This is a genomic window from Rhizobium sp. SJZ105 (assembly GCF_007828365.1).
GTDB classification, from domain to species: domain Bacteria; phylum Pseudomonadota; class Alphaproteobacteria; order Rhizobiales; family Rhizobiaceae; genus Agrobacterium; species Agrobacterium tumefaciens.
The window spans coordinates 570,605-587,035 of record NZ_VIUP01000003.1 but is presented as its reverse complement, the minus strand read 5'-3'; the positions used below and the strand labels follow the sequence as shown (position 1 = coordinate 587,035).

General features: G+C 58.5%; 19 protein-coding genes and 2 tRNA genes. 13 read left to right on the top strand and 8 right to left on the bottom strand.

Annotated elements, in window-relative coordinates:
- Nucleotides 1-287 (bottom strand): GTP-binding protein (locus FB593_RS14920; protein ID WP_259666375.1); only part of this gene is annotated, 287 nt, incomplete at its 3' end.
- Between the two features lie 432 nt (nt 288-719).
- On the opposite strand from FB593_RS14920, the gene FB593_RS14915 reads away from it, so the two are divergent.
- Nucleotides 720-1,352: a TerC family protein gene (locus tag FB593_RS14915; protein WP_003513029.1), complete on the top strand. Its 633-nt coding sequence runs from the start codon at nt 720-722 to the stop codon at nt 1,350-1,352.
- A 1,046-nt stretch (nt 1,353-2,398) separates the two neighbouring features.
- On the opposite strand, the gene FB593_RS14905 is transcribed toward FB593_RS14915, so the two are convergent.
- Nucleotides 2,399-2,848, bottom strand: a complete 450-nt coding sequence (locus FB593_RS14905; RefSeq protein WP_003513030.1) for a hypothetical protein — start codon at nt 2,846-2,848, stop codon at nt 2,399-2,401.
- Nucleotides 2,849-3,170: 322 nt separating this feature from the next.
- On the opposite strand from FB593_RS14905, the gene FB593_RS14900 reads away from it, so the two are divergent.
- Nucleotides 3,171-3,497 (top strand): BA14K family protein, encoded by a 327-nt coding sequence (locus FB593_RS14900; RefSeq protein ID WP_112290586.1) that lies wholly within the window; start codon nt 3,171-3,173, stop codon nt 3,495-3,497.
- 119 nt (nt 3,498-3,616) lie between these two features.
- Nucleotides 3,617-3,811 carry a hypothetical protein gene (locus FB593_RS14895; protein ID WP_013636443.1) on the top strand — a complete coding sequence of 65 codons (195 nt, stop codon included), beginning with the start codon at nt 3,617-3,619 and terminating at the stop codon, nt 3,809-3,811.
- Nucleotides 3,812-3,881: 70 nt separating this feature from the next.
- Here the strand turns inward: FB593_RS14895 and FB593_RS14890 are convergent.
- Nucleotides 3,882-3,955 (bottom strand) — tRNA-Gly (locus FB593_RS14890).
- Nucleotides 3,956-3,981: 26 nt separating this feature from the next.
- Nucleotides 3,982-4,066, bottom strand: a tRNA-Tyr gene (locus tag FB593_RS14885).
- A 209-nt stretch (nt 4,067-4,275) separates the two neighbouring features.
- Here FB593_RS14885 and rlmB point away from each other — a divergent pair.
- The 5 genes from rlmB to FB593_RS14860 all read left to right on the top strand — a co-directional run bounded on the left by rlmB (nt 4,276) and on the right by FB593_RS14860 (nt 8,161).
- Entirely contained in the window at nt 4,276-5,163 is an 888-nt protein-coding gene (gene rlmB / locus FB593_RS14880) for a 23S rRNA (guanosine(2251)-2'-O)-methyltransferase RlmB (protein ID WP_003513033.1), read from the top strand.
- 76 nt (nt 5,164-5,239) lie between these two features.
- Nucleotides 5,240-5,632: an acyl-CoA thioesterase gene (locus tag FB593_RS14875; protein WP_003513034.1), complete on the top strand. Its 393-nt coding sequence runs from the start codon at nt 5,240-5,242 to the stop codon at nt 5,630-5,632.
- 6 nt (nt 5,633-5,638) lie between these two features.
- Nucleotides 5,639-6,232 carry a hypothetical protein gene (locus tag FB593_RS14870; RefSeq protein ID WP_003513035.1) on the top strand — a complete coding sequence of 198 codons (594 nt, stop codon included), beginning with the start codon at nt 5,639-5,641 and terminating at the stop codon, nt 6,230-6,232.
- 99 nt (nt 6,233-6,331) lie between these two features.
- Nucleotides 6,332-6,748, top strand: a complete 417-nt coding sequence (locus FB593_RS14865) for a DUF2946 family protein (RefSeq protein ID WP_065660777.1) — start codon at nt 6,332-6,334, stop codon at nt 6,746-6,748.
- Nucleotides 6,749-6,796: 48 nt separating this feature from the next.
- Entirely contained in the window at nt 6,797-8,161 is a 1,365-nt protein-coding gene (locus tag FB593_RS14860; protein ID WP_013636446.1) for a PepSY-associated TM helix domain-containing protein, read from the top strand.
- Nucleotides 8,162-8,337: 176 nt separating this feature from the next.
- Here FB593_RS14860 and FB593_RS14855 read toward each other — a convergent pair whose 3' ends face one another.
- Both FB593_RS14855 and FB593_RS14850 read right to left on the bottom strand, forming a co-directional pair.
- Complete coding sequence (locus FB593_RS14855; protein ID WP_003513038.1) at nt 8,338-8,814, bottom strand: nuclear transport factor 2 family protein; 477 nt, start codon at nt 8,812-8,814, stop codon at nt 8,338-8,340.
- Between the two features lie 12 nt (nt 8,815-8,826).
- Entirely contained in the window at nt 8,827-9,438 is a 612-nt protein-coding gene (locus FB593_RS14850; protein ID WP_013636447.1) for an NAD(P)-dependent oxidoreductase, read from the bottom strand.
- 154 nt (nt 9,439-9,592) lie between these two features.
- Between FB593_RS14850 and FB593_RS14845 the strand changes: the two genes are divergently transcribed.
- On the top strand, nt 9,593-9,976 hold the full coding sequence (locus FB593_RS14845; protein ID WP_003513040.1) for a winged helix-turn-helix transcriptional regulator: 384 nt from the start codon (nt 9,593-9,595) through the stop codon (nt 9,974-9,976).
- 61 nt (nt 9,977-10,037) lie between these two features.
- On the opposite strand, the gene FB593_RS14840 is transcribed toward FB593_RS14845, so the two are convergent.
- Nucleotides 10,038-10,391: a DMT family protein gene (locus FB593_RS14840; RefSeq protein ID WP_003513041.1), complete on the bottom strand. Its 354-nt coding sequence runs from the start codon at nt 10,389-10,391 to the stop codon at nt 10,038-10,040.
- A gap of 241 nt (nt 10,392-10,632) precedes the next feature.
- Here FB593_RS14840 and uvrB point away from each other — a divergent pair, with 241 nt between their 5' ends.
- Nucleotides 10,633-13,614, top strand: a complete 2,982-nt coding sequence (gene uvrB, locus FB593_RS14835) for an excinuclease ABC subunit UvrB (protein ID WP_145166712.1) — start codon at nt 10,633-10,635, stop codon at nt 13,612-13,614.
- Nucleotides 13,615-13,645: 31 nt separating this feature from the next.
- Entirely contained in the window at nt 13,646-14,614 is a 969-nt protein-coding gene (locus FB593_RS14830) for an alpha/beta hydrolase (protein WP_019565341.1), read from the top strand.
- Nucleotides 14,615-14,626: 12 nt separating this feature from the next.
- On the opposite strand, the gene FB593_RS14825 is transcribed toward FB593_RS14830, so the two are convergent.
- Nucleotides 14,627-15,061 carry a DUF1801 domain-containing protein gene (locus tag FB593_RS14825; RefSeq protein WP_145166711.1) on the bottom strand — a complete coding sequence of 145 codons (435 nt, stop codon included), beginning with the start codon at nt 15,059-15,061 and terminating at the stop codon, nt 14,627-14,629.
- Between the two features lie 140 nt (nt 15,062-15,201).
- Here FB593_RS14825 and FB593_RS14820 point away from each other — a divergent pair, with 140 nt between their 5' ends.
- Nucleotides 15,202-15,657 (top strand): PRC-barrel domain-containing protein, encoded by a 456-nt coding sequence (locus FB593_RS14820; protein WP_003513045.1) that lies wholly within the window; start codon nt 15,202-15,204, stop codon nt 15,655-15,657.
- Between the two features lie 157 nt (nt 15,658-15,814).
- The gene (locus FB593_RS14815; RefSeq protein ID WP_026330788.1) at nt 15,815-16,426 is read left to right on the top strand and encodes a DUF922 domain-containing Zn-dependent protease; all 612 of its coding nucleotides are present in this window, start codon (nt 15,815-15,817) and stop codon (nt 16,424-16,426) included.
- Nucleotides 16,427-16,431: the final 5 nt, after the last annotated feature.

Genomic DNA, 16,431 nt, shown 5'->3' with positions numbered 1-16,431 from the left:
CCGTCCATCTGGGCAGCACCGGTGATCATGTTCTTCACGTAGTCGGCGTGGCCGGGGCAGTCGACGTGTGCGTAGTGACGGTTCGGCGTTTCGTATTCGACGTGCGCCGTCGAGATCGTGATGCCGCGAGCCTTTTCTTCAGGAGCAGCGTCGATCTGGTCGTACGCCTTGAACTCGCCGAAATACTTCGTGATCGCAGCAGTCAACGACGTCTTGCCGTGGTCGACGTGACCGATCGTGCCAATGTTGACGTGCGGCTTATTGCGCTCAAACTTGCTCTTTGCCATGTGAATTGCTTCCTGTGAACGTGAAGTAGTTTTCCCGGCGAACCGGTTTGGTGTCGCCGTTTAAGGCTTTGTAAGCGAATGCGCAAGACTTAATTGTCAAAGCACGGTCGCGCACGCCTAAGGCGCGCCTCAAGGTGCATATATGGTGCGTTCCGCGCGATATTCAAAGCTGGCTCAGCCTTCCCACGCGACGGCAAGACGGGACGCACGGACGGGACCCTGCCTGCACCCCTCTTCGCACAATCGGATCGTTAAATAAGCTTTTTCTTTATCACAACTTCTTTACCTGGACCCTCATCATGGCTTAAGGAAATTTCATCTCCGGGGGGAGACGGGCGAGCGGGACGATGCGCCCAGGCGCAAAACCTCTATGCCACATATTGATCAGCCGCGCTCTCCGGCGCGAAATTACATCCGTTTCAGGACCGCTCAATGGAAATCTTCACAGCCGCCGGCTTCACGGCATTCATGCAAGTCATTGCGATCGATCTCGTTCTCGCAGGCGACAATGCCATCGTCATCGGCCTTGCCGCCGCCGGTCTTCCCGCCCATCTTCGCCGCAAGGCGATCCTGGTCGGCATCATCGCCGCCACCGTATTGCGCATCGGCTTTGCCGCCGTCACCGTGCAGCTTCTCTCCATTGTCGGGCTGCAACTCTTCGGCGGGCTTCTGCTTGCCTGGGTGTGCTGGAAGATGTGGTCCGAACTGCGCGAAGCCGCAGGCTCCATCGAAGACGAGGTGACGGACGAAGAGGCTGACCTGACCAAAGGTCACAAGACCTTCTTTCAGGCCGCAACCCAGATCGTCATCGCCGATGTGTCCATGTCGCTGGACAACGTGCTTGCCGTCGCCGGTGCCGCGCAGGACCATGTCACGGTGCTGATCATCGGTCTCGTCGTCTCGATTGCCCTCATGGGACTGGCCGCCAATTTCGTCGCCAAGTTGCTGCACCGCTACCGCTGGATTTCGTATCTTGGCCTGATGGTCATCATCTATGTGGCGCTCAACATGCTGTATCACGGCGTGATCGAAGTCCTGCCCTACATCAAGCCTTATTTCGGCTGAGACTGGCAGTCACATATTCGTCCCGAAAGGCCTGGAAACGAGAGTTTCCGGGCCTTTTCTTTTCATACCCACACAAATGCACCCTTGCCTGCACAGCATTGCAAGCGCACGCGCAGGTGAAATCGGCGCACAGGGGAATCGGTCTCCGCGTCCGCTGCAACATTCGGATAAGACAGGGAAATCGTGATTTTTTGCCTATGGATTTTGGCAATTGAGGTCAGCCACGGGCAAGCCTAGTGAGCTAGTTAATAAGTCATAAAAATAAAAAGAAAGGTAAAGCTGCCAATGGCTTATGACTGGACCGGCGGTCGCACCCGCCGCCTTCGCAGGATGAAGCTGGGCGCTGTTGCAAGCTCACTAATCCTGCTGGCGCTCTTAACAGCGCTCGTTCTAGGCTGAACGCGCTGCGCGCAATTCAACGCTGACCGGCGGCATGGCAAGGTTTCCCAAAACCGCCCTGCCGCCGCTCCTTCGGGGGCAACGTCCATTCTTTGTTGGCAAGTTTTGCCGAATATCAGCCGCGAAGGCATGTGCTGGTTATGCCGCCGATTGAAGCGGGTTCATTTCGGCGCTGAAGCTGCGGCAAGAGCTATCGAAACAGCCAATAAATGACGCCAAGCACCAACGTCCACATCAGTAATGATATGGCGAGTACGGCGAGGTAGTTTCGAAATCGTCTGGTCATCCGCCCACATTGCCGGCCAGCCGCCACGGGACAGCCGTAACCGTTTAATTGCTGGATGCGGATCAAGCCGCAAGATCAACTCTTTCTATCAAGATGCTGAATCGCAAACCATTCGCAGATTTTACCCGCCCGAAACCGGGGTTGCCTGACCATGTGAATATCAACCCGCCGGTAAGCGTGAAAACGCTGGGCCACGCTTGCCACAGGATTTGCAGGGCACAGGAAAAACCGCACGTCGTTCTGGACGTGGCTCAGACACGCTCCGGTCAACCGAATCGACAAATTAAGTCCTTCGGTATGATGCCTGATGACGCGTCATTGCTGGGGCAACGGCGATCAGCCGCCGCCCCAAAAAAGCGCGTCAGCTCTTCAAAGCCGTATTACACAGGCTCCAGTAACCGCCACCCTTCTGAATCCACTTGAGATCGCCGAGCGTGCCGTCATCCTTGTTCTTACGATAAGAATCGACGCAGGTCTTCAGGCGGGCCTTGCCAGGAGTCTCGCTTGAATATTTCTTATCGACAGCGCTCGGAAATACGACGCTCTTCGGAGCCTTTATCGTCGCCTTTTCGGGTTCTTTGTCGGTGGTAGCCGCAACTTGCTTGTCGTCGGCAGCGCTTTCGGCAGCAGCATCGCTACCGCAGAACTTGGCGCGATAGTCGTTCCACTTGACGTCCTTCGCGGACCCGTCGGCTTTCGCCGCCTGGTATTTCACGCTGCACTCTTTCATGGTGAGCGCCGCTGCGGGGGAGACAAACGCCGCCGATGCGAGCAGCGCTAAGGATGAGAGAATTACAACCCTGTTGATCATCGAAGACTCCCGTGTGCATGATTGCCGGCAGACTATCCGACCGGACTTTCCGCTTGTCAACGAGCAGTGCAACGAGCACTCAAAGTCGAATTGGCGCGGAGCAAAATGTGCTCATCGGGCGTGGCGTTTTCGCGGTGAGGACTGCATTACTCAGTGACCATGGATATCCAAATCAGCCCGCCGCCAGAGGCATCTCCGCCTTGCCACGCGAACGACGGCAGCACCGCCCAACGAATCACGTATTCGTGTGACGTCAACCCTGCATCGGAACGAAATTCCTTAATTTTCGTTAGCATCTCGAACGAATAACGAGGATTTATCGATGTTGAGGATGCCGAAGACTATCTCCGCGCTCGCTCTTGGCGTCGCAATATCTACCGCTTTTACCTTGCCCGCCAGTGCGCTGAGCCTCATACAGCCGGCCTACGAACAGCAGGAGCAGGCGCAGAATTCCGACGGTCGCGGCTATCCCGCATCCGCCTTTGCCGCGGGCAAGGGTGAAGAGGCGTCATCCAATGGTTACGCCCTCTCACAATCGGAAATAGACCACGTAAAATGGTGTGCAGCGCGTTACGCATCATACCATCCAACCGACAACAGCTATATGGCTGCTGCCGGCATCCGGACGCAATGTCGTTCACCGGATTGATTCAGCCGTGCCCCAGCGCACCGCGTCCCAGCCAATAAGATAAAATTTACTTTAAATTCTATTGACCTGAACCTTTATCCGGGTTGGCCGTTTGAAGCGCGTGCCAGCGAGGAAACGCGATGATGTGGAATCTTGAAAAACTTGAGCAAGAGCGACTTGATCTGATCGAGGTCATTACTGCCCTGCGCCACACTGAACGCCTGTCGACAGCGGATCGCACCTCGATCTTTGAGAAAATTACGGCGCATATGGTGAGGTTAAGCGAGCTCGACGCAGAGAAAATGCGGATTCAGTCCGCCTTGGAAGCGAGCTGAAAATAGCCAACGCTGATTGGAGGCTGCACATCGGCGCGAGGCAAAGATTATCGATCTTATTAAGAAGTTTTGGAGCGGGTAGCGGGAATCGAACCCGCGTATTCAGCTTGGAAGGCTGCTGCTCTACCATTGAGCTATACCCGCGGTGGTGATTTTGATCCTGCGCAGAATGGTGGAGGGAGTTGGATTTGAACCAACGTAGGCGTAGCCAACGGATTTACAGTCCGTCCCCTTTAACCACTCGGGCATCCCTCCAGCTATCTGCTAGGATCGAGCAACCAAGCTCTTCAGATTTCTCTCCGGCGAAGCGCCGTTGCGTCGTCTGTGGCGCGTATATGACGGCCTCGTTCGCTTCTGTCAACACGCCGTTTCACGAATTTTCGGGAAAAAATTCAAACCTCTTTGCAGGCCTGTGGATTATCGCGGGGGCTGGTGTGCGTCGCGTCCCGGAGATATAAGGCGCCATGAGCAAAGACGATCCAAACGACAAATCCACCCGCGACACGCACTACGCCACCCTGCGCCGTGCCGTGCGCGATGCCAAACGCGAGAGGGGCGAAATTCCGACCCCGCAGCAGCCGAAGCGCCGGAATCGTGGCGCGGAAGACTGGAAGCCCCCGCAGCTTGCGCCGGATCAGGTCCACCTTTACGGCCTGCATACCGTGCGTGCGGCGCTTTCCAATCCCGAACGGCAACTCATCAAGCTGTCGGTTACCCTGAATGCCTTTGCGCGTCTGGATATCGGCGAAGCGGATGCGCAGCCCTTCCCGGTAGAGATTGTCTCACCGCAGGATATCGACAAGGTGCTCGGCCCCGAGGCGATCCATCAGGGCGTGATGCTGGAAACCAGGCCGCTTCCGGTCAAGAAACTCGATGCGCTGAAGAAAAGCCCGTTGATCCTCGTGCTCGATCAGGTTACCGACCCGCACAATGTCGGCGCCATCATGCGATCGGCGGTCGCCTTCAACGCCGGCGCCGTCATCACTACCATTCGCCATAGCCCGACGGAGTCAGGCGTGCTTGCGAAGTCTGCGTCCGGCGCCCTGGAACTCATTCCCTATATCCAGATCACCAACCTCGCCGATACATTGGGCGAACTGCACAAGCTTGGCTTCTTCTCGGTCGGTCTGGATTCGGAAGGCCCCGCCCCCATCGAGCAAACCTTCACCGGGGCAAAGATCGCCCTGGTGCTGGGAGCCGAAGGCAAGGGTCTGCGCCAGAAGACCCGCGAAACCGTTTCGGCGCTCGCCCGTCTCGATATGCCGGGCGAGATCAAATCGCTCAACGTATCGAATGCGGCAGCCATCGCCCTTTATGCAACGCAGCAATTTCTGGGCAAAGCGTCGTCCTGACGCTTACCCTTCCTTGCGAAATCACAAAGCGCAACGCATGCTGTGCCTTTGACATTCGCAAGGAGCAAATCTCGACATGACCGACCTGCCCATCAAACCGACCGGCGAGCTGACGCTGCGGACGCTCGCAATGCCGGCCGACGCCAATCCGGCCGGTGATATTTTCGGCGGCTGGGTCATGTCCCAGATGGACTTGGCCAGCGGCATCCGCGCGGCGGAGCGGTCTCGCTGTCGCGTGGTCACTGCGGCGGTCAAGGAAATGGCTTTCGAGTTGCCGGTGAAGATCGGCGACACGCTGTCCATCTACACCGATATCGCCCGGCTCGGCCGCACCTCCATCACGCTGACGGTTGAGGCCTGGGCGCAGCGCTCCCGTTACGACAAGCTGGAAAAAGTCACTGCCGGAACCTTCATCATGGTGGCGATGGACGAAAACGGGCAGCCGACGCCCATCCCTCCGACGGAGTAGGGTGCGATGGAGGCCGCCGTCAACGCCGCGGAAGCCTATGCGCATATCCGCGCCGTCATGGGCATGGTTGTCGGCCTCAGCCTCGCCCGCTTGCTGACCGGCCTTGCAGGTTTCGTGCAGCATCCCAAGAAGGAGCGCATCTATCCCCTGCATATCGGCTGGGTGGCGTTCCTGTTTCTGATGCTCGTGCATTTCTGGTGGTGGGAACACCGGCTTTCCGCCACCAGCCACGTCCTCGGCTTCGGCGCGTTCCTGTTCCTCATCCTGTTCTGCTCGCTGTTCTATTTCCTGTGCGTGTTGCTGTTCCCCTCGGACATGAAGGAATACAAGGGATACGAGGACTATTTCTTTTCCCGCAAAAGCTGGTTCTTCGCGTTTCTCGCCGCACTTTTCGTCACGGATATAGGCGATACGCTGCTGAAGGGACAGGACTACCTCTCCTCGCTGGGCGCTGAATATCTCATCCGCACCGCTATTTATGTCGTTCTGTTCACACTGGCAGCTTTCATCGGCAACCGACGCTTTCACAGGTTTCTCGTCATTTTCGCCCTGATTTATCAGGTAGTCTGGATATTCCGGACCTACGACCTGCTGGCCTGAACATTCCCATCCCGACGCCGGGTGATAATTGAAAACAGGCCTCGTCTTTCGCCATCGTGTCGCGGTGACACGGCCCGATAAATATGGCATTTCGCTGCAATGGGATTCATTCGCAGGATAATGCAGGACAGAAGTTCGGCTGGCGCCATCGCCACGCTGGCGGTCCTGCTTTTTCTCCTGCAAGGGCTCGTGAATGGCCTGACCAGCGGCAATATGGCCTCAGCCGCGCTGGCGACCGGTGAGATCATCTGTTCCAGCCACATGCCCGAAGGCGGTTCGGGCAAACCGAACCCGGCCTCCAACCCTGCGGGCAAGCTCGCCGACAATTGCTGCGGCACGCTCTGCCGTCTGGCCTCCGTTACCATCGCCGCTCTTCCCGTTACTCCCGTTGAGCGTGCGGACGGGATCGTCCGGGTCGTCGAAGTCGACTTTCTCGACCGCGACACGGTATTGCCGCCGCCGCCACCCAATCTGGAATCGCGCCCACGCGCACCGCCTCCCTCTCTGCAAATGTAAAGAGCGATCCGGCCCTGCCGGATAATCAACTTTTCTGCGGAGACATCCATGTCCGTTACGACCTCTTTCGAGGGCGAGCGCGCGCCTGCGCAATCCTCGTCCGTCAACCTGTACCGCGCCGTATGGCGCTGGCACTTCTACGCTGGCCTTTTTGTACTGCCCTTTCTGATATCGCTGGCCGTCACCGGTGCGCTCTATCTGTTCCGGGACGAATTCGACAATCTCATTCATTCGGACCTGAAGCGCATCGAAGTGGCGCAGAACGTGCCGAAAGCACTCCCCTCCGATATTCTCGCCGCAGCCGTTGCGGCCGTTCCCGGCACTGCGGTGAAATACACCACGCCAGGCGATCCGGGTGCCTCGACGGAAATTACCGTCAGTACGAGCGAAGGCAAACGCGCCGTCTACGTCAACACCTATACCGGGCAGGTTGCCGGTTCACTGCCAGATCGCGGCACCATCATGTGGACGATCCGCTACATCCACAGCCTGAAATATTTCGGCGCCTATACCCGCTATCTGATCGAGATCGCCGCCGGGTGGTCCATCCTGCTCGTCGCCACCGGCATCTATCTGTGGTGGCCTAGGAAGCAGAGCGGCGGTGTCTTGACCGTGCGTGGCACGCCGAAAAAACGCGTCTTCTGGCGCGATACCCATGCCGTCACCGGCATTTTCGTCGGCTTTTTCATCGTATTTCTAGCAGTCACCGGAATGCCCTGGTCGGGCGTGTGGGGCGCCAAGGTCAACGAATGGGCAAATGGCAGCAATTTCGGATATCCGGCAGGCGTGCGGACCGATGTTCCAATGTCCGGCGAACATCTCGATCACATGGCCAAGACCAGCTGGTCGCTGGAGCAGGCGAAAGTCCCGGAATCCACCCCATCCGCCACCGGGCAACCAATTGGCATAGATGCGGCCATCGCGCGTTTCGACGGGCTCGGTCTTACCCTTGGTTATACCGTCGTGCTGCCGACCAAACCGACAGGCGTCTATAGCGGCTCCGTCTATCCCGACGACCTTTCAAAGCAGCGCGTCGTCCATCTCGATCAATATAGCGGCAAACCGCTGATCGACATGAGCTATTCCGACTACGGTCCGCTTGGAAAGGTGCTGGAATGGGGGATCAACGTGCATATGGGCCAGCAATTCGGCCTCGCCAACCAGATCGTGTTGCTGGCAGCCTGTGTCGGCATCGTCCTGCTTGCCGTTTCCGCCGGCATCATGTGGTGGAAACGACGCCCCAGAGGTTCGCTCGGCGTGCCACCATTGCCGCAGGATAAACGCGTCTTGCGCGGCCTGCTGGCGCTGCTGGCCATCGGCGGCATCCTGTTCCCGCTGGTTGGCGCAAGCCTGCTGGTGATGCTTGTTCTGGATCTGATCGTGCAGTCCCGCGAAAAGCAACGCGCTGCCTGACAAAAAACACGGCCGGGAGATATCCCCCGGCCGTGTCCTTCTGAATTCCGGGCGGTTGGCAGAAGCTTGGCCTTAGAGCACGTCCTGTTTAAACAGAATTGTTTGACGTGCTCTAACTGTTTGTTTCTACGAATTTTCCGGACGTAAAACCGCTACGCACTCTTACTGGAAATGCTCTAGAACATCGTATTCTTGTTTGCAGCCTTTTCCGGAACCGGCTGGATCACGTCCCAATGTTCGGTGATCTTGCCGTCGGTGACCCTGAAAATATCGACGATGGCGGCTCCGCGAGCACCCTCTTTATCCGTGGAATGGATGTGCAGATAAACCAGATCTCCATCCGTGGCGCTGCGCACGATCCGGGATTTCGCCTGCGGGTTTTCCTTGAAGAAGCCGGTGAAATAGTCGACGAACGGCTTCTTGCCATCAGGCACCATCGGATTGTGCTGCTTGTAGCTGTCGACGATGACGGCAGCGCCCTTCGCCACCTCGTGCTTGTTGAAGACAGTGTCGTAAAAATCGATCACCAGCTTGCGGTTGGCTTCTTCCTGAACCAGATCGCGCTTGGCGGTTTCCGCCAGAACGGGCGCGGCCATCAGCGCGGGCGCGAGGGCAAGAGCAGCGATGGCAAGACGACGTGTCATGAAATTCATGGATGAGACCTCTCAGTAGCCGACGGTGAAACGCTGGCGGGAATGCTGCGGCTTTTCGATTTCATCGACAAGCGCGATGGCGTAATCCTCGAAAGAAATGCGGCTGCCAGCTTCGTTGCTCAAAAGGCTGTCCTTGCCGATACGGAATTTGCCCGTTCTTTCCCCCGGCACGAATTCGGCCGATGGCGACAGGAAGGTCCAGTCGAGCTGCTTTTCCCCTTTCAGACGGTCCAGAAACTCCGCTCCCTTGGTCGCCTCGGCCTTGTAGGCGGCCGGGAAGTCCGGCAGGTCAACCACGCGCTGGCCCGGCGCAATTTCAAGGCTGCCGGCGCCACCCACGACGAGATAACGGGAAACGCCCGAGGCACGGACGGCCTCGATCAGCGTCACCGGATCGCTCGCAGTGAAGTGCACGGCGCTGATCACGGCATCGTGACCCTTAAGCAGTTCCGAAAGCCCTGCCTGATCGAAGACATCGCCCTTTTTTGCCACTACGTTCGGCAGGCTGGCGATCTTTTCAGGGTTGCGGGCGATCGCCGTCACCTGGTGCCCCCGGTCGGAAAGTTCCTTCAGAATACGGGATCCGGCATTGCCGGAGGCTCCGATGAGCGCGATTTTAGCCATGGCTTTTTCCTTTATAGGCATCGTTGTAGGTCTAGATAATAGACCGCTAGGGGAAGCTATGGTATCGCAGCCCCGGCTGCAAGAAGTCAGCCGACGCTGATCAGGTCACACGGCGATGACCTGAAAGGGCACGAAAATGGAAAGAGCAGGGAAAATGCCGGATACGCAAACCAAGGAAATCTTCGCCTTCGACCAGCCCTGCCCCATCCGCGACGTGCTGGATCGCATCGGTGATCAATGGAGCCTGCTGGTTCTGGAAGCGCTGCAGGGCGGGGTGCTGCGTTTCAACGAACTGAACCGCAAGATCGACGATATTTCCAAGCAGATGTTGTCACGCACGCTGAAACGGCTGGAGGAAGACGGTTTCATTCGCCGCACGCTCTATGCGCAGGTGCCGCCGCGCGTGGAATACGAACTGACCAATCTCGGCCGTTCGTTTCTGGTGCCGATGCAATTGCTGGTGCAGTGGGCGGACGAGAACCACGTCCGCATTTGTACGGCACGGTTGGACTATGCCAATGGTGGAACGGGATCGTAACACCGTTCCTCGTGCCGTGGCGAAACCTGTCCGCCACGGCAATAGAAAGGCCCTGTGGCGATCAGGAGCGGAAGATGAAGGAAGCGCCGAAAGCGATGAGCGCAAAACCGATCACGTGGTTGATCGTGATGCTTTCCTTCAGCCAGAAGACCGAGAACAGCGCAAAGACCGCAAGCGTGATAACTTCCTGAATGGTCTTGAGCTGCGCGGTCGAATAGACCTCCGATCCCATGCGGTTCGCGGGGACTGCGAGCATGTATTCGAAGAAAGCGATGCCCCAGCTTGCGACAATCGCAAGGAAGAGTGCGCTGCCCTTGTGCTTGAGATGCCCATACCAGGCGAAAGTCATGAAAACATTGGAGACGATGAGCATCAGGACAGGCCAGATGTGGGCAGGGCTGATCGAGAACGGCATGATTGTTCCTGAATGAAGAAGGGAGGGATGTCACGAAAGGCAGTTTGAAAACGCAACCGTCATTTTTGTCTTTGCTTTAACTTACCGCCGTATGAAACGGAACCGGATTCTATCAAAGCGTATTCGGCCGCTATGCAACGTATCCGGCCAAATTTTGTTCCCCGCGCTTCGTTTCCTTTTTGTACTCATTTTTTCTTGGCCTCCCCTTCCCTTTGCGCGTGACTCCCTCCATATTTCGCGCATGGCCAGATCACCCAAAAATTCCAAACCCTCGAATTCCGGCTTCGAGGAAGCTCCGCAATCGTCGTTCGAAGGCGCGCCGCTCAGCGGCAGCGTTGCCGATTGGGTAAAGCAGCTCGAGGCGGAAGCCGAAGCCGGCTCGGTGGAAACCCAGCGCGAAGTCGCCTCGAAAGCTGGCAAGCACCGCAAGAAGATCGAGATCGAAGCGCGCAAGGAAGCGGAAAAAGCGACCAACAAAACGGCTAAAAACACCACGGCTTCCAAGACAGCGCGCGGCGTTTCCATCGGCGCGTCGAGCGATCCGAAAACCCGCGCCGCCGCCGGTCTCAATCCAGTGGCTGGCATGGACGTTTCCCTGGAGGAGGCGGCCAATCTCGCACCAGGTGCCGTCACCGCCACCGTCGAGGCGCTATCGGCGCTTATCGAGAGCGGCAACCCGCTGTTCAAGGACGGCAAGATGTGGACGCCGCACCGGCCGGCCCGTCCGCCGAAATCCGAAGGCGGCGTTACAATCCGCATGAACTCGGAGTATCAACCGGCAGGCGACCAGCCGACGGCGATTGCCGATCTCGTGGAAGGCATCAATTCCGGCGAGCGCAGCCAGGTGCTGCTCGGCGTCACCGGCTCCGGCAAGACCTTCACCATGGCCAAGGTGATCGAGGCAACCCAGCGCCCGGCCGTCATCCTTGCGCCCAACAAGACGCTGGCCGCGCAGCTCTATTCCGAGTTCAAGAACTTCTTCCCCGACAATGCGGTAGAGTACTTCGTCTCATATTACGATTATTATCAGCCGGAAGCCTATGTGCCGCGCTCCGACACCTTCATCGAGAAGGAATCCTCGATCAACGAACAGATCGACCGGATGCGTCACTCCGCGACCCGCTCGCTGCTGGAACGCGACGACTGCATCATCGTCGCTTCGGTTTCCTGCATCTATGGTATCGGCTCGGTGGAAACCTATACCGCCATGACCTTCCAGATGCAGGTGGGCGACCGGCTGGACCAGCGCCAGCTTCTGGCCGACCTTGTGGCCCAGCAATACAAGCGCCGCGACATGGATTTCCAGCGCGGCTCCTTCCGCGTGCGCGGCGATACCATCGAAATCTTCCCTGCCCACCTTGAGGATGCCGCCTGGCGCATCTCGATGTTCGGCGACGAAATCGATTCCATTACCGAATTCGACCCGCTGACCGGCCAGAAAACCGGCGATCTGCAATCCGTCAAGATCTACGCCAATTCGCACTATGTCACCCCGCGCCCGACGCTGAACGGCGCGATCAAGTCGATCAAGGAAGAGCTGAGGGTCCGCCTCGCCGAGCTGGAAAAGGCGGGACGCCTGCTGGAAGCCCAGCGGCTGGAACAGCGCACGCGTTACGACATCGAAATGCTGGAGGCGACCGGCTCCTGCGCCGGTATCGAAAACTATTCGCGTTATCTAACCGGCCGCAATCCCGGTGAGCCGCCGCCGACGCTGTTTGAATATATCCCTGATAATGCGCTGCTTTTTATTGACGAAAGCCACGTCTCGGTTAGCCAGATCGGTGGCATGTATCGCGGCGACTTCAGGCGCAAGGCGACGCTGGCCGAATATGGCTTCCGCCTTCCCTCCTGCATGGATAACCGCCCGTTGCGCTTTGAGGAATGGGATGCGATGCGGCCGCTGACGGTCGCGGTTTCGGCCACCCCCGGCTCGTGGGAAATGGAACAGGCCGGCGGCGTCTTCGCCGAACAGGTCATCCGCCCGACAGGACTCATCGATCCACCGGTCGAGGTGCGCTCCGCCCGCAGCCAGGTGGACGATGTCCTCGGCGAAATTCGCGAGACCGCCGCTAAGGGTTACCGCACACTCTGCACCGTGCTGACCAAGCGCATGGCTGAAGACCTGACCGAATATCTGCACGAACAGGGCGTTCGCGTGCGTTACATGCACTCGGATATCGACACGCTGGAACGCATCGAGATCATCCGCGACCTGCGCCTTGGTGCCTTCGACGTGCTTGTCGGTATCAACCTTCTGCGCGAAGGCCTCGATATTCCAGAATGCGGTTTCGTCGCGATCCTCGATGCCGACAAGGAAGGCTTCCTGCGTTCGGAAACTTCGCTGATCCAGACCATCGGCCGCGCCGCCCGTAACGTCGACGGCAAGGTCATCCTATATGCCGACAACATCACCGGCTCGATGAAGCGGGCGATGGAGGAAACCTCCCGCCGCCGCGAAAAGCAGATGGCCTATAACGCCGAACACGGCATCACGCCGGAATCGGTCAAGGCGAAGATCTCCGATATTCTTGATTCAGTTTATGAACGTGATCACGTAAGGGCCGATATTTCAGGCGTTTCCGGCAAAGGCTTCGCCGATGGCGGCCATCTGGTCGGTAACAATCTGCAGTCCCATCTCAACGCGCTGGAAAAATCCATGCGCGATGCCGCAGCCGATCTGGACTTCGAAAAAGCCGCCCGCCTGCGAGACGAAATCAAGCGCCTCAAGGCCACCGAACTCGCCGTCATGGACGACCCGATGGCGAAGGAAGAGGCGAAATCGCTTGAGGGTGGCGGTAGAAGCAAGAAAAAAGAAACGAGCGCTCGCAACGGGACGATCTCCCCTCTTGCAGGAGACATATCGGGCGTGACAGAGGACGGTGCCGCTTCCGCAAACGAAAGTGGAAAATCTCTCTTCGCCAAACCTTCGCTGGACGAAATGGGTCCCGGCTCGGACACGGGCAAGCCGCTGTTCCGCAGGAACACGCTGGACGAGATGACCGTTGGCCGCACCGAGAAGCCGGTGCGTGGCGAAGTTCCCGGCAAACCCGAGACGGAAACCGGCAAACGTTTCTCACCGCTCATGGAAGGCCAACCTGAGCGAACCAAGGACGATCCCCGCCCCCTCGTGCGCGGCAAGATCGGAGCGGGTTCCTATGAGGATGCCGGCGAACAGAAGCGCAAAAGCCGGACGAAGGGGAAGACCGGCCGTCCCGGTCGCTGACGCGCAACAGCGCAATCTGGATAGACACCGCATGCATCGAAAAAATCTGGCGGCCTTATGCCTCGTCTTTTTCTCAAGCCCAGTCCTTGCCGGGCAGATTGAGGACGCCACCTTCCACAGCGCCGCCCTGAACGCACCGCTGCCCGTCAACATCTACCGACCGGATGGCACGCCGCCGGAAAACGGCTGGCCGGTGCTTTATCTCCTGCACGGCCATGATGGTGACCAGAATAGCTGGCGAGACCTCGGCAATATCGAAAAGACGCTGGACACGCTGATTGCGGCTGGCGCCATCCGCCCGCTGGTTGTCATCATGCCAGGCGTTAAAAACAGTTGGTATGTGGATTCGGCCGCTGTCGGTGGTCCCGGCGATTACGAGACGGCCCTGACTGGCGATCTGCGCCATCAAGTGGAAAAAACGCTGCCGGTGCGAAAAGATCGCGAAGGGCGTGCCATCGCCGGGCTGTCCATGGGCGGTTTCGGCGCATTGCATCTGGCTTATGGCCACGAAGACCTCTATGGCGCAGTCGCCAGCCTGTCCGGCGCGATCTGGCAGAACGTGCCCGCCTCCGATCTCGACAAAACGCCCGCGGAACTCAAGCTCATTCAGGACAGCGCCTTCTTCCACCGCGTCGACCGCACCACCGTCACCAGCGGCATCGTGCTGCCCTCCACCGGCGATCACTTCTCCGGCGCCTTCGGCACGCCCTTCGATGCCAGACTTTTCAATGAGAAGAACGTCTTCACCCTTGTTGCACAGCACGTCGCCGAAAGCCAAGACTTGCCGGCCACCTATCTGACAGTTGGCGACGACGACGGCTTCTTCCTCTGGCGCGGCGCCATCGCCCTGCACGAAACGCTTCAGGCCGACAATCGTAAATCCGAATTGCGGATCACCGATGGCGATCACGTCTGGTCAGTGTGGAAAGTGTCAATTATCGACGCGCTGAAGTTCATCGATGGGGAATGGGACAAGGCAACGGACGTTGCGAAGGATTGACCGCCTACTCGATTACCCAGCCTTATTCCCCGTGCGTTTCTTTCCAGCCTTCCCCGCCACATTTAACGCCACCGCCGCGCGGATCAGCGCCACCAGTGCCTCCTCGTCGATCTCATCTCCCTCGTGAAAGTCGATGGCGCGCCGCGTATTGCCCTCAAGGCTCGAATTGAACAGGCCGGCCGGGTCTTCAAGCGACGCGCCCTTCGCAAACGTCATCTTCACGGCTGTCTTGTAGGTTTCGCCGGTGCAGATGATACCGGCATGCTCCCAGACGGGCACGCCGCGCCATTTAACCTCCTCCGTCACCTCCGGATCGGCCTTCCTTATCAGCGCCCGGATGCGCGCAAGCGTCTCGCCACGCCAGTCGCCAAGCTCCGCGATCTTTCGATCGATGAGAACCGACGGTGCATTCTCCTCCGCTTCCTTGCTGTCAGTGTTTTTTGCCATAACGTCCTCCGGATTTGGCGTGCCAGTGCTCCCGCTACCAGCATAAACCAAAATTTCCTGCGCTCCCACGCGGAACCAAATCCGGCCTTCACCGTTTCTTCCCCGAACGAAACGTTCAGCATACAAAGGGAAGAAACATCATGAAAATCAACGTCATCGCTCTCGCTGCCGCAGCAGCCCTCTCCTCTTCCGTGGCTTTTGCCCAGACGGCTGCGACTGCGCCTGCTGTTGGCGCCGATGCGACTTTGTCCGGTCCCGGCATCACCATGGGCACCAAGGCTAACGGCCCGCTGAAGTTCGTCAATGTCCAGAAAACCGACCTCACCGCCTCCCAGCTCGACGGTCTGGATATCTATAACGCCCAGAACGAAAACATCGGCGAAATCGAGGATGTCGTCATCGGCGATGGCAAATCGGTGATCGGCCTCGTTGCCAGCGTCGGCGGTTTTCTCGGCATCGACAAGAGCTATGTGGTGCTCGACCCGGCCTCGGTTGCAGTCCACAACGACAACGGCACCTGGAAGGCCTATGTCGATACCACCAAGGAAGCGCTGCAGAACGCACCGAAGCTCGACTACGACAAGCTGGACGACTGATTCCCCTGCAGTCGCAAGCTTGACCCCCGCGATCCGTCGCGGGGGTTTTTCGTGTGTGGAATTTCGGCGCAGTATCCTACAATCCCTCTCTCACGGCGCTTGCCTAGCAGCCCAGCTCTCGCCTATCTTCGGCGCGCAAGACACCAAGGATCGATGCGTGCCCGCCAAAACTCTCTCTTCCCTCACCATCAGCGCTATGACGATATTGCTGAGCACCCTTCCGCTGTCAGCACAGTCAGCCGGCTGGAAACCAGCCGAGCAGATAAAAACCTATGCGATCAGCGGTGATACGGGCGGAGCGCTCTACCAGTCCATAGGCGAACGCGGCCCGACCGCCGGTGTGCAGGCCATCGCCCACACCACCTTCAAGCTGACATGGCGGCGCGATTATCGTCCGCAACCGGACGGTGCCTGCGTACTGGCCACCGCCAAGCCCAATCTCACAATCATCTATACCTGGCCGAAAGCGCCGGCCAGATTGCCGCCCGCGGTCGCCGCCAGCTGGAAAACCTTCATTTCCGGTGTGGAAACCCATGAGCGCGTTCATGGCGAGCACATTCTCGACATGGTGCAGAAGATCGAGACATTCAGCACCGGTCTGAGAGCGGAAAACGATCCGAAATGCCAGAAAGTGCGCGTTGTCCTGCAACAGCGGCTTGGTGAGCTATCCAACGAGCAACGCCAGCGCGGACGCGATTTCGACCGGGACGAGCTTTCGCCCGGTGGCCGCGTGCATCAGCTCATCCTGGCGCTCGTCAACGGTCCCTGAGAACT